Raw genomic sequence first — 13,591 nt, forward strand, 5'->3', positions numbered from 1 at the left:
TTATGAATGTGGTCTACCTCTCAGCTAATGAGTATAGATACATTGAAACAGTAAAACTTTCTAAAGATGAACATAAAAAATTTCTTGTAAAATATGATAAAAGTGAAAAGCTATTTAAATTTAGATGGACTTTGTACTCTAACAGTACTTTAGTTATACTAAGGTCTTATGATAGAATAGTTGCACAGCATGTTTTATATGCAAAACAAAATAGACGTAGTATTCGAGTTGATCTTAAACCAAAAGGTCAAGGTTTTAATAACTTACCATATGTTTTGATTAAATTTATAGAATATGACTTTAGTATTGATAAGGCTATCTTTAAACTCTTTTTATCAGATAAAGGGTCTCAAGTTAGTCTAGAACACTTAGAAGACAAATAAACAAGAATAAGGTAAAGAAAGAGAATGCAAAGAGTAGAGAATGAGATTGCAAGACTAATCAAAGAGATAGACTATGATGAGGTAACTCGTCTTTTTGAGAGCTTATCGGGTGGTAAAAGACTTCGTGCAAAGCTGATATTGAAAATAGCTTCAGAGCATGATGAGGCACCCTTACTCGCTGCTATTATAGAACTAATTCATGCAGCAAGCCTTTTACATGATGATGTAATTGATGATGCACTGACGAGACGAGGTATAGCTTCTGTAAATGCAACAGATGGAAGTAAAACTGCTGTAATGTTAGGAGATATTTTATACTCTAAAGCATTTACTGAGTTAGTTTCATTTGACCCAAAGATTGCTAAAGTTGTAGCATCTTCTGTCACAGCACTCTCTAAGGGTGAAATGATGGATGTGAAGATGGCAGATGCATTTAACTTTGATGAATCTAAGTATCTTGATATGCTCTACCTTAAAACTGCAACTCTTATTGAATCTGCTGCTATCGCGTCAGCTTTACTCATTGGGAAGGACTCACAAAAATATGGTGTATATGGAAAAAACTTAGGCTTGTCTTTTCAAATTATTGATGATATTTTAGATATCACTTCAGATTCAGCAACACTTGGAAAACCAGCAATGAATGATTTTGTTGAAGGAAAGTGTACTCTTCCTTATATCCATTTATATGAGGCACTCTCAGAAGAGGATAAAAAAAGATTATCAGGTTCACACGCAAAAAAAATTGATCTATCAGAAGAGATCTGGATTAAAGATATGATGAATGAACATAAGTGTATTGAAAAGTCATTTTTACTAGCACAAAAGTTATCTAATGAAGCTATGCAAGCTGTAAAAGATGATCAAGCACTTGTGTCAATCTTAGAAACTATGATAAAAAGAAGTTATTAATGCATTATTTAGCTATTAGCTTCTCACATAAAAATTCGAGTATTGATATACGTGAAAAATTATCTTATCCGAATGAAAGTGATATGCACGGGTGTTTAAAAAAGCTCAATATATCTGAAAGTGTAAATGAGGCAATGCTCATCTCAACATGCAACAGGATGGAAGTCCTATGTTCATGTAATGATGTGCAAAAAGCTACAGAGTATATTTTAAACATACTAAGTAAAAGATCGGGAATTATTAGAGAAGAATTAGAAAGCCATGCTGATATTTTTGATGACAGTAGTGCTATTCATCATGTTTTTAGTGTAGCATCATCACTTGATTCTATGGTTATTGGGGAAACGCAAATTGCTGGACAATTAAAAGATGCTTTTCGATTTGCCCACGATAATGGATATTGCTCTAAAAAACTAGCACGTACAATGAAAAGTGCTTTTAAATGTGCGGCAAAAGTAAGAAATGCGACAGATATATCTTCTAAGCCAGTTTCAATTGCAAGTGTGGCAGTTTCACAAATTAAGTCATTAGTTGATTTAAAAGATAAAAAAGCTCTTGTTATTGGTATTGGTGAAATGTCAGAAATCACAGCAAAACATTTACTTTCTGCTGGCGCTGATGTTTATATTACGAATAGAACTAAGCATAAAGCTGAAGAATTGGCATCTACTTGTGGCGCAAAAATTGTAGGCTTTGAAGAGTTGCCAAATTTAATTAATGAGTTTGAAATATTGTTTACAGCAACTTCGTCACCTATTCCGATTATAACATATGAGATGGTTGACTTATGTAATTTTGAAAGATACTGGTTTGATTTAGCACTTCCAAGAGATATAGAATCTTTTGATAGAGGCGATATCCATCTTTTTGCAATAGATAATTTAAAGTTAATAGTAGATGAAAATAGAGGATTAAGAGAAAAATCAGCACGTGCAGCTCAGGGGATAATAGGACGAGAAATAGTTACTTTTTTTGAGTCTTTAGCTAGTCTTGATATTGAACCTGTGATAAAAGAGATATACCAAAAAGCTTACAAAGCAGCTGCACATGAGACAGCAAGAGTAATGGATAAAGGTTTCATACCGAGTGAATATGAGAAAGAAGCTAAAAAGATGTGTGAACAAGCAATAAAAAGATTTTTACACGATATGACATCAAGTATGAGAAACTCATCGGATGAGTCAGGACATGCCCTTACAACACAAATGATGCATATCTTTTCAGACAGTATCGACAAAGAAAAACCAAGAAGACCAGAAAATACAAAAGGACTAAATTGAGAAGAAGTAGAGCTTTTATACCGACAACAAAAGAGGCACCATCTGATGCAACACTCCCATCACACCAGTTTTTAGTTCGAGGTGGTTTTATAAACCAACAAGGGGCAGGGTTGTACAATTTCTTACCTTTGGGAAAAATTGTACTTGAGAAGATTCGTAGAATCGTTAAAGAAGAATTAGATAAGGCAGGATGTCAAGAAGTACAACTTTCATTTATAACACCAATATCTTTATGGGAAAAAAGTGGTAGAGCTGAGACAATGGGTAAAGAAATGCTTCGTATACAAGATCGTAATGATGCAGATTTTGTACTTAGCCCTACAAATGAAGAAGCAATGGTTGAATTAGTGAAAAACCGTGTAAATTCTTACAAAGATTTACCTGTAAATCTATACCAGATAAATACAAAATTTCGTGATGAAGCGAGACCGAGATATGGACTACTCCGTGGTCGTGAATTCTTAATGAAAGATGCCTATTCTTTTCATTCTTCAAAAGAAGATATGGTTCGAGAATTTAATCTTATGGAAGAGACATATAAAAAGATTTTTACAAGACTAGGGCTTGACTTTAGAGTCGTACAAGCTGATTCTGGTGCTATTGGTGGAGATGATTCTAAAGAGTTTCATGTGCTTGCTGATAGTGGTGAAGATACTATTGTTGTATGTGAATCTTGTGACTATGGTGCAAATATCGAAACAATGTTTGAAACTCAAGAAATAATTGATGATTTAAATGAAAAATCTTATGAAGAATTACAATCACATTATATTGGTAAAGATTGTCCTGATTGTAAAGCACATGATTCTCTAAGCTTCAAAAAAGGGATAGAAGTTGGACATATCTTCCAACTTGGAGATAAATACTCTTCAGCTTTAGAAGCAAAATTTAATGACGAAGGTGGAAAACCACGCGCATTTGAAATGGCAACATTTGGAATAGGTGTAAGTCGTCTTGTAGCATCAGTTATTGAGCAAAATCATGATGAAAATGGGTGTATTTGGACAAAAGAGACTGCACCGTACATGGTAAATGTTATGGTTTCAAACATTAAAGATGCTGAGCAAAATGAACTTGGAGATAAGTTGTATACGCAACTTCAAGATGCAAATGTAGAAGTGATTTTAGATGATAGAAAAGATAGATTTGGTTTTAAAATGAAAGATGCTGAACTGATTGGATTTCCTTACACTGTAATTATTGGAAAAGAGTTAGCAAATGGACAGGTCCAAATTTATGATAGAAAAACCACACAAAAGATTGCAGTTGGAGTAGATGAAGTTTTTACATCATTAATGGATTTGCTTTAGAATGAAGTATTTTCTTTTCTATCTTTTTCTTGAAGTACTCGTTTCTGTAAATATATCATCATCACTTGGTGGTCTTTTAACATTTATTGAGATTATGCTTTCAGCTTTTATAGGTGTATCTATATTAGTAAACTTTAGAGCTACTTTGGTTGAGAATATGGCGGCTGTTTCACGTAACACCATAGATCTAAATCAGTTTCAAAAATTAAACCTATTTACACTCTTTGGAGCAATTTTACTGATTGTTCCAGGTTTTTTAACGGATATTATAGGAATTATTATGCAATTTTCTGTAATTACGTCTATGATTGTTAACCGTTATGGGGTAAAATCAAACGAATATAAAGCTTATGAAAATGAGCCAAATCATATTAAAAAGGATTCCGATGTTATCGATGTTGAAATTATTAGCGACAACAGTTCTATTAAGTAGTGTTGTAAGTGCAAATCAAAATGCAAAAATTGAGCAGTTTTTAAGTGAAAAATTTAAAGAAAATCCAGCAATTGTAAACTTAAAAGTTAAAGTTACAGAAAGAATGGGAGTTCCTTCTATGCCTAGTTGGAATGCAGTAATTGTTAGCGTAGATGCAACGCTAAAAGCAAAACCACAGGATAGAGCCGTACGTCAAAAAATGGTTTGGTTTACAGATGGGAATGTTATTACAAAAGAGCTTACTAGTCTTAGTACTGGAGAATCTCTTAAAAATGAGATTAACCCAACATTTAAAGATGCTTACTATAAAAATGACAATCTTATTTATGGAAAGAAAAATGCAAAATACAAGGTAGCAATTTTCTCAGATCCACTTTGTCCATTTTGTTCTACATTTGTACCAAAAGCAATTGAAGAGATGAAAAAACAACCTGAAAAATTTGCAATTTATTATTATCATTTTCCACTTGCAGGAATGCACCCAGCGGCAGTAGAAATTACACAAGCAGCGATTGCAGCGGAAATTAAGGGTATTAAAAATGTAGCTCTGAGAATGTACAACTTAAAAATAGACCCAAAAGAAAGGGATGTAAGAAAGATATTAGATGTATTTAATAGAAAAATGGGAACTGATATTGAGCCATCTGACCTGAGAACTCCTGAAGTGCAAGCGCACTATAAAAGTGACTTGAAAATTGCAGCTGATCTTTTAGTTGCTGGTACACCAACAGTATTTCTTGATGGTAAACTAGATAGAACAAAACGTTTATACGAAAAGGTAAAGTAGTATAATGGATACATTAGTTATTGCAACGAGAGTATCTGATTTAGCGCTTTGGCAAGCGTATCACATTAAAGATAGAATAGAAAAGTCATTTCCTGAAATAAAAGTCCAACTCAATAAAATTGTAAGCAATGGTGATAAAGTTTTAGATAAACCACTTGCCCTTATTGGTGGAAAAGGTCACTTTACTAAAGAACTTGAAGATGCAATGCTTCGTGGTGAAGCACATATCGCCGTTCACAGTTTAAAAGATGTTCCAACTTATATCCCAAAAGGTTTAGAACTTGCTTCTGTAACACAAAGACAAGATCAAAGTGATGTATTTTTATCTCATAAGTATGAAAACCTTGAATCCTTACCTCAAGGTGCAGTTGTTGGAACTACAAGTTTGAGAAGAAGAATGCAGCTTTTACAACAACGTCCAGACTTGAAGGTAAAAGATTTACGTGGAAATGTAAACACAAGACTCAGAAAACTCTCTGAAGGTCAGTATGATGCAATTATACTGGCTTACATAGGACTAAAAAGATTAGATTTACTTAAAGATATACCACATACTCAAAAACTCTCACTTGACATGATGATTCCCCCAATGGGTCAGGCTGCTTTAGGAATTGAAATAGTAAGTAAAAATAAAAAATTACGTGAAATTGCAATTAGCTTGAATGATCCAAATACTTTCATTTGTACAAAAATTGAGAGAGAATTTATATCTAAAATAGGAGCAGGGTGTTCTGCTCCTGTTGCTTGTAATGCTGTTGTCGATGGAGAAAATATAGTTTTTAGGACTATGATTGGTTACCCTAATGGAACAAATATTATGCAAGAAGTAATGACATGCAATATATTTAAGGGTAGAGGTTTAGGAGCCCAAATGGCTAAAAAAATGATAGATAATGGCGCAATGGATTTACTTAAACGTGCAGAAGAAAGTGCATTTAAAGATGAAATGCCACAAAGACTATAATTAATGAAGACAGCTATAAAACTTTTAGAAAAAAATAATGAATTACGTGTTATAAAAGATGAACTTGATATATATCTAGAAATTCCACATATTGCATATGCTGAAGTCAAGAAAAAAGATGGAGGTAAAGCATTACTTTTTGAAAATGTTGTAGATAAAAAAACAGGAAAAAAATTTAAAGAGCCAGTGCTTATGAATATATTTGGTTCATATAGAAGATGTGAATTACTTTTTGGCAGAACAGTTGAGTCTATTGCAGATGAGATAACATCTCTTCTTCATATGAAGCCACCAAAAGGACTTGTAGAAAAAATCTCTATGGCTTCTCAGTTATATTCGATGAAAAATATTTTTCCAAAACGTTTATCAGGTAAAGGCGAGTGTCAAGAAGTTATCTCTTTAAATGAAGATATAAACCTTTACGATTTACCAGTTCTAACTACATGGGAACAAGACGGTGGTCCATTTATTACTATGGGACAAGTATACACACAAAGTTTTGATGGAGAAATGGTTAATCTTGGAATGTATAGATTACAAGTATATGATAAAAACCACTTAGGTATGCATTGGCAAATCCATAAAGATAGCTCACACTTCTTTGATCAGTACCAAGAAGCGGGAAAGAAAATGCCAGTTAGTATTGCTATTGGTGGAAACCCACTTTATACGTGGTGTGCAACAGCTCCTTTACCATATGGGGTAAATGAATTACTTATGTATGGACTTATTACAAAAAAACCAGCAAAATTGGTGAAGTCATTGACCACACCATTATATATTCCAACCGATGTTGATTATGTTATAGAGGGTTGGGTAGATACTGAAAAACTCAAAGTAGAAGGCCCTTTTGGGGATCACACGGGGTACTACACACTAGAAGAACCTTATCCAGTTATGGAAGTTTCCGCTATTACAAGCAAAAAAGACAAGGTATTTTTAGCAACAGTAGTTGGAAAGCCACCTTTAGAAGATAAGTACATGGGTTGGGCAACAGGGAAGATATTTTTTCCACTTTTAAAAACAACAACTCCAGATTTAACTGATTACCATATGCCAGAGAATGCTGGATTTCATAACCTTATTTTGGCAAAAATGAAAACTCTTTACAAAGGGCATGCTAAACAATTTATGCATGCTTTTTGGGGTGTAGGGCAAATGAGTTTTGTCAAACATGCAATCTTTGTAGATGATAAAGCACCAAGCTTAGAAAATTATGAAGCTTTAAGTACTTATATTTTAAATAGATTTACACCAAAATGTATGTTTATTACGGAGGGTATTTTAGATGCCCTTGATCATTCTTCACCAGAGACCTTAGTTGGTGGGAAACTAGGTATTGATGTGACAGCAGCACATAAAATAGATGCCCCAAGCTTTATGTATGATGATCAACTTTTAGAAGAAGTACAAGCATTTGTTCCAGATGTTGTGAGTCTTCATCAATACATGACACGAACAAAAAACCCTATAACTGTAATATCTGTAAATAAGACTGCCTCAGCAAAAGAGTATTTTGAAACGTTAACACCTTTAAATGAGTATATGAGAATAGTTGTATTTGTAGATGCTACAAAAAATGACCTCTTTAATCCATATATGTTAGTGTGGAGAGTTACAAATAATATTGATGCTGGGAGAGATATTTACACTTCTGGGTTAATGGTTGGGGTAGACGGTACAAATAAAAATAAACTTGATGGATTTACGCGTGAGTGGCCAGATGATGTTGATTGCACACCAAGTGTAATAGAATCTTTAAAGCAAAGAGGCATTTGGGATTTTGAAGATAAGCTTTATGAGAAGTACCAGCTTTAAAGCTAATTATACTAAATGATAATGTGTTATCTTTATTTATTCTATTCTTGCTCACTGTCCAGGCAAGCGTCTATAAAGGCCAAGAATACTTCAAGAAAAATGTCTTTCTTGCCATGCTAAAATTAGTATTTGTAACTGAAAAATTATAAATGCTGATGTATTGTATGAATAATCTAAGGAAGCTGTATCTTCTATGAAGTATTTTAATTCTAATAAGTTTAGACGAAGTATTGGCCACTTTAGTGACTTTTTTTTAGAATATGCATCTGATACTGGAAATATTCCAGCCTGCGAATAAATAACTACCAGCATATGGTTTTGTATGCTAACTCTCATAAAGCTTTTTTTAGATAAAATACTAAAATTTTTAATATAACCTAAGGAATATTTTTATGGATAAAATGTGGTCAGGCAGATTTTCTGCAAGTGCATCTACTCTTTTGGATCAGTTTAATGCGTCAATAATGTATGATAGAAAATTATATCGTGAAGATATAGAAGGCTCTCTTGCACATGCTGCAATGCTTACAAAGCAAGGTATTTTAAACACTGAAGAACTTCGTCAAATTACCGATGGGTTGAATCAAGTTATGCAAGAGATTGAATCTGGAGAATTTGAGTGGAAAATCTCCGATGAAGATTTACATATGGGAATTGAAAAAAGATTAACTGCAATTATTGGCGATGCTGGAAAGAAACTGCATACTGCTAGAAGTAGAAATGATCAGGTAGCTGTTGACTTTAGACGTTACGTCATTCGTAAAAATGGAGATATTGTTTCAGCACTCAAATTCTTAATGAATGAAATAGTTGTTATTGCTGATAAGCATACACAGACATTAATTCCTGGTATGACACATTTGCAACATGCTCAGCCAATTAACTTTGCTTTTCATCTCGCGGCATATTTAGCAATGTTTAAACGTGACATAGAGAGATTTGAAAGTTCTGCACAAAGAAATAATGTTTCACCACTTGGTTGTGCAGCATTAGCTGGAACACCACATGCAGTAGACCGTGATATGACAGCTGAAATTTTAGGTTTTGACTCTGTAAGTGTAAACTGTTTAGATACTGTGAGTGATAGGGATTTTGCATTAGAGATTTTATTTAATATTTCAACAATGATGATGCACATTTCTAGATTAAGTGAAGAGATAGTTATGTGGTCTTCATATGAATTTGGTTTTGTAGAACTTAGTGATGAATATTCAACTGGTTCTTCAATCATGCCACAAAAGAAAAATCCTGATGTTCCTGAACTTTTACGTGGGAAAACAGGTCGTGTTTATGGTTCACTAATGGGACTTCTTACTGTTATGAAAGGTCTTCCTTTAGCATATAACAAAGACACTCAAGAAGATAAAGAGGGTGTATTTGATGCAGTTGAGACTGCTGAAATTTCTTTAGAGATTTTAAAAGAAGCTTTAAAAACTATGGAAGTAAAAGCACACAATATGGAAAGTGCATGTGCTATTGGACATTTATCAGCAACAGACTTAGCTGATTATTTAGTTGAAAAGTGTGATATACCTTTCCGTGAAGCACACTTTATTACAGGTCGTGCTGTAGCGAAGGGTGAAGAAATCAATATAGATTTGTCTAAGATGGATTTTAAATATTTAAAAGAAATAGATGAGCGTATAAATGAAGATGTGATAGAATATCTAGGCTTAAGACATTCGATGAATGCTAGAACTTCAGCTGGCGGTACAGCTAGTGTAAGAACACAAGAACAATTAGAATATTTTAAAAACTATTTAAAGGATTAGACAAAAATGAAAGTAACAATATCACATTTAGATGGAATGAAATTTGAGGCTAAGACTGCTAAAAGTAGTTTTATTATTGACTGTCCAGTTATTTCACCAATAGAGTATTTTTTAGCAGGAATTATTAACTGTACAGCTACAGATATAGTATTGATGCCGAAAAACCAAGATAAGACTGTAACTGACCTAGTTGTAGATGGTGAAGTAAATAGAAATGAAGCACACCCATGTAAGTTCAATACACTTCATTTGACGTACAGCTTTAATTCCGATGCAGATGATATAACTGCTGGACGATGGGTTATGGCTTCATTAGAGACATATTGTTCAACAATTAATACTATTCGTAATACTACGAAGATTACCTATTCTGTAGCGCATAACGGAAAGCTTATTAAAGAGAATGAAGAAATGATTTCAGGTACCGGAACAAGTATAGACATGGGCGAAATAGAGTCTTGCCCAAGTTAAAAATAACTTCATACTTCTATATTAATTAATTTCGATAGGCTTTTGACTACACAAAACTTTTAATTTTATGACAATCTGTCATAGAATTAATCCTCTCCTTAAATTTCACATATAATATTATAAATACAAGAAAAGGATTTATGATGATTGAAATGGCAAGTGTTTTATTGGCTAGTGGTATCTTAATGGTTTTAGCGTATGAGTTTAGTACTTCATCAAGACGAGAATGGGGTGAAAATTCTAAAAGCATATTCTAAACTCCATAAAGTCTGTTGTAAATTGGCATTCTTGAAATAACTTTTTGCAAATAGTATTTAGGTTCATCATATTTTAAATTCTTGATAAGATAATTGTAAACAGCATTTGAATTCATAGTATTAATAATTTTAGCTGCTGATTTCACATCATTATTTTTTGTAAATGCCCACGCTACATTACCAGCACCAGTGTTATATGCAGCAATTGTGCAGTAAAGCTTGGAGTCTTCATTCTTAATATATTTTAAATATTTGTAATACAAAATATGTAGATATGCCGTACCCATTTTTATATTGTTCTTAGAGTTGTAAAGGTAAGAACTAGATACTAATCTATTTTTGTTATACAGATATTTATATGCATCACGACCAGCACTGTGAGCTACAATCTGCATCAATCCAAAAGCTGGAACATGAGACTTTGCTAAGGGATTAAAACTACTCTCAGAGTGAATAACTGCAAAAACTAAAGGCATAGGGATATTTTGTCTGCGAGATTCTTTCTTGATTGTTTCATAATAAATTTTAGATCTTTTAAGAATCGTATTACTAGGCATTTTAACCCGTGTTGTATAAATACGAGAATGTTTGACTTTTTTAGACTTAATAACTTTTATATTTTTATACTTAATGTGTTTATCTACATAGATTCGTACACTCTTTTTTGTAGGAGGCTTTGAAAATATTATAGGGGATAAAATTGGTTTTGCATTTACGAGTGAAGTTGCCATTTTATTTTGTTTTCTAATAGTTGATAATTTCTTTTGAAGAGGATCATTGTTAAACAATGATTTTGTATCAATTGTTACCGCTTTAGCAAGAGCTAGTTTTAGTTTTAGAGTAGCTTCTTTGGGTGTTTTAGCAAAAGTTTGGATAAAAATTTCTTCATTTTTAAAATCAATATTCGTTCTCGTTCTTTTATCTGGGGCATAAGAAACGATAGTATTTTTTGTTGTTAAGGTAGGTTCATCCCAGACAGTGGAGAGATCTTTTTTATATTGCTTAATGGCATCAAAGTGCATTTTTTCATAGTTTTTGAAATGGATAGCTTGAGAGGATTGGTATTGTATAAATTCATTTTTTAAACTTTCTATTGAATCTACTTTATCTAACGCCAACGCAAGCGAGCATAATAAAGTAGTTGAGAGTACAATCTTTAACATAAGAGTCCTTTATGTTAAAAAAGACCTTTAGGATCTGCATCAGCAAAATGACCCCATTTAAGTTTTGTTCCACCTAAAATGTGAAAATGTAAATGTCCAACTTCTTGTCCGCCGTTTTCACCAATGTTTGTAATAACCCTGTAACCACTTTTATCAATACTTGTTTTTCTTGCAATTTCTTGAATAAAGCTTGTCATTCCAGTCATAATCTCTGGGCTAAGTTCATGAAAACTATCAACATGAACTTTTGGAATAGCCAAAATATGTACGGGAGCCTTGGGATTAATATCGTGAAATGCCAAATAGTTTTCATCTTCTAAGATAATATTTGATGGGATTTCTTTGTTTGTAATTTTACAAAATAGACACATGATTATTTCCTTTATTTCTTAAGTATATATCAATATTGTAGCATAGAAAAATAAGCGAAAGCTCTTTGTAATGAAAAATTAAATATAATCTAAATTAAAATTTTATAATTATGGTGAATTTATTGAAAGAATGGTACGATAAAATTAAAGAAGCACAGAGTGTTGAAGTACTCGAAGAGATACGTATTTCAGTGTTTGGTAAAAAGGGTGTTTTAGCTGCAGAGTTTGCTAAAATGAAAACAGCTCCTAATGAAGAAAAAGCTCAAATAGCAAAAGATTTAAACACGTATAAAAGTACACTTATGAATGAGTTTACTGCTAAGAAAATTACGCTACAAACACAAGAACTACAAATTGCGATGAAGGCAGAAGCAATTGATGTCTCTCTTTTTAGTACAAGTTCAGAGGCTGGTGCACTTCACCCAGTAATGGAAACTATGGACAAAATAGTTGAATATTTTGCATCAATGAATTTTGCAGTAAAAACTGGAAATATGGTTGAAGATGATTTTAACAATTTTGAAGCATTAAACCTTCCTAAATACCATCCAGCCCGTGATATGCAAGATACGTTTTATTTTAAAGATGAGTTTTTACTCCGTACACATACTTCACCAGTTCAAATAAGAACTATGATGAATACAAAGCCTCCAATTCGTATGATTGCTCCTGGTGCTGTATTTAGAAGAGATTATGACTTAACACACACACCAATGTTTCATCAGGTTGAAGGTCTTTTAGTTGAGGAAGAGGGAAAAGTTTCTTTTGCAAATTTAAAGTATATCTTAGAAGATTTCCTTAAGCATATGTTTGGAGATATTGAAGTGCGTTTTCGTCCATCATTTTTCCCTTTTACTGAGCCATCTGCTGAAGTAGATATCTCTTGCGTATTTTGTGCAGGTAAAGGATGTCGTGTATGCTCTAAAACTGGATGGTTAGAAGTTTTAGGATGTGGAATCGTTGATCCAAATGTTTTTGAAGCAGTAAAATACAAAAATGTAAGTGGTTACGCTTTTGGTTTAGGTGTTGAGCGATTTGCAATGCTTATACATCAAATTGGTGATTTGAGATCACTTTTTGAGGGAGATATTAAATTGTTGGAGCAGTTTCAATGATAGTTACAAGATCTTGGTTAAATGAGTGGATAGACTTAAAAGGGATTACTACTGAAGACTTATGTAAAACTTTTAACTCAATTGGGTTAGAAGTAGATTCTTTAGTTTCGTACGACATTCCAAAGAAAGTAGTCTTTGGTCGTGTTTTAGAGTGTGAAAAGCACCCTGATGCTGATAAATTAAATGTTTGTTTAGTAGATATTGGTTCAAGTACACGTCAAATTGTATGTGGTGCTTCAAATGTAAGAGAAGGGCTTGATGTCGTAGTTGCTACTATTGGTGCTGTTATGTCTAATGGTTTAACTATTAAGCCTGTAAAACTTCGTGGCGTTGACTCTGAGGGTATGATTTGTTCCGCTTCAGAAATTGGTATGCCTGATTTTTGTCCTGGAATTATAGAATTAGATTCTAGTATAGGTAAATTCAAACTCGGTGAAGAAGTATATAAAAGCGAAGTTTTTTCTGATGATATTATAGAGATTGAACTTACTGCGAACCGTGGTGATTGTTTAAGTATTCGTGGGGTCGCAAGAGATCTTGCTGCTGCATACGACA

General features: G+C 33.0%; 15 protein-coding genes. 12 read left to right on the plus strand and 3 right to left on the minus strand.

All coding sequences use genetic code 11. From position 1 onward, the window contains the following. From ACI9TV_RS14325 to ACI9TV_RS14360, 8 genes are all read left to right on the plus strand, one after another. Positions 1–383: hypothetical protein (locus ACI9TV_RS14325; RefSeq protein WP_415251503.1), on the plus strand; the 383-nt coding region annotated here is incomplete at its 5' end. A gap of 24 nt (positions 384–407) precedes the next feature. Then, positions 408–1,295, plus strand: coding sequence for a polyprenyl synthetase family protein (locus ACI9TV_RS14330; protein WP_415251504.1), 888 nt, complete (start codon positions 408–410; stop codon positions 1,293–1,295). Beyond that, the gene (gene hemA / locus ACI9TV_RS14335) at positions 1,295–2,575 is read left to right on the plus strand and encodes a glutamyl-tRNA reductase (protein ID WP_415251505.1); all 1,281 of its coding nucleotides are present in this window, start codon (positions 1,295–1,297) and stop codon (positions 2,573–2,575) included. The genes ACI9TV_RS14330 and hemA overlap by 1 nt, the downstream gene beginning before the upstream one ends. Then, positions 2,572–3,885, plus strand: coding sequence for a proline--tRNA ligase (gene proS, locus ACI9TV_RS14340; RefSeq protein ID WP_415251506.1), 1,314 nt, complete (start codon positions 2,572–2,574; stop codon positions 3,883–3,885). Before hemA ends, proS begins: the two co-directional genes overlap by 4 nt. A 1-nt stretch (position 3,886) precedes the next feature. Beyond that, a complete protein-coding gene (locus tag ACI9TV_RS14345; protein WP_415251507.1) occupies positions 3,887–4,318 on the plus strand; it encodes an FxsA family protein in 432 nt (143 codons plus the stop codon). Beyond that, entirely contained in the window at positions 4,281–5,105 is an 825-nt protein-coding gene (locus ACI9TV_RS14350; RefSeq protein ID WP_415251508.1) for a DsbA family protein, read from the plus strand. The genes ACI9TV_RS14345 and ACI9TV_RS14350 overlap by 38 nt, the downstream gene beginning before the upstream one ends. 4 nt (positions 5,106–5,109) lie before the next feature. Next, on the plus strand, positions 5,110–6,069 hold the full coding sequence (gene hemC / locus ACI9TV_RS14355; protein WP_415251509.1) for a hydroxymethylbilane synthase: 960 nt from the start codon (positions 5,110–5,112) through the stop codon (positions 6,067–6,069). 3 nt (positions 6,070–6,072) lie between these two features. Beyond that, the gene (locus ACI9TV_RS14360; RefSeq protein ID WP_415251510.1) at positions 6,073–7,887 is read left to right on the plus strand and encodes a menaquinone biosynthesis decarboxylase; all 1,815 of its coding nucleotides are present in this window, start codon (positions 6,073–6,075) and stop codon (positions 7,885–7,887) included. 90 nt (positions 7,888–7,977) lie between these two features. Here the strand turns inward: ACI9TV_RS14360 and ACI9TV_RS14365 are convergent, their stop codons facing one another. Next, complete coding sequence (locus tag ACI9TV_RS14365) at positions 7,978–8,199, minus strand: hypothetical protein (protein ID WP_415251511.1); 222 nt, start codon at positions 8,197–8,199, stop codon at positions 7,978–7,980. 80 nt (positions 8,200–8,279) lie between these two features. Between ACI9TV_RS14365 and argH the strand changes: the two genes are divergently transcribed. Beyond that, positions 8,280–9,659 carry an argininosuccinate lyase gene (argH, locus tag ACI9TV_RS14370; protein WP_415251512.1) on the plus strand — a complete coding sequence of 460 codons (1,380 nt, stop codon included), beginning with the start codon at positions 8,280–8,282 and terminating at the stop codon, positions 9,657–9,659. Positions 9,660–9,665: 6 nt separating this feature from the next. After that, positions 9,666–10,130, plus strand: a complete 465-nt coding sequence (locus ACI9TV_RS14375; protein ID WP_415251513.1) for an OsmC family protein — start codon at positions 9,666–9,668, stop codon at positions 10,128–10,130. Between the two features lie 253 nt (positions 10,131–10,383). Here ACI9TV_RS14375 and ACI9TV_RS14380 read toward each other — a convergent pair whose 3' ends face one another. After that, entirely contained in the window at positions 10,384–11,550 is a 1,167-nt protein-coding gene (locus ACI9TV_RS14380) for a transglycosylase SLT domain-containing protein (protein ID WP_415251514.1), read from the minus strand. Positions 11,551–11,564: 14 nt separating this feature from the next. Further along, positions 11,565–11,921, minus strand: a complete 357-nt coding sequence (locus tag ACI9TV_RS14385; protein ID WP_415251515.1) for a histidine triad nucleotide-binding protein — start codon at positions 11,919–11,921, stop codon at positions 11,565–11,567. Positions 11,922–12,043: 122 nt separating this feature from the next. Here ACI9TV_RS14385 and pheS point away from each other — a divergent pair, with 122 nt between their 5' ends. Together pheS and ytpR are read left to right on the plus strand one after the other, a co-directional pair. Further along, entirely contained in the window at positions 12,044–13,036 is a 993-nt protein-coding gene (pheS, locus tag ACI9TV_RS14390; RefSeq protein WP_415251516.1) for a phenylalanine--tRNA ligase subunit alpha, read from the plus strand. After that, on the plus strand, positions 13,033–13,591 hold a 559-nt coding region (gene ytpR, locus ACI9TV_RS14395; RefSeq protein ID WP_415251517.1), incomplete at its 3' end, for a YtpR family tRNA-binding protein. The genes pheS and ytpR, both read left to right, overlap by 4 nt.

This window comes from Sulfurimonas sp. (genome assembly GCF_047622445.1).
Classification (GTDB): domain Bacteria; phylum Campylobacterota; class Campylobacteria; order Campylobacterales; family Sulfurimonadaceae; genus Sulfurimonas.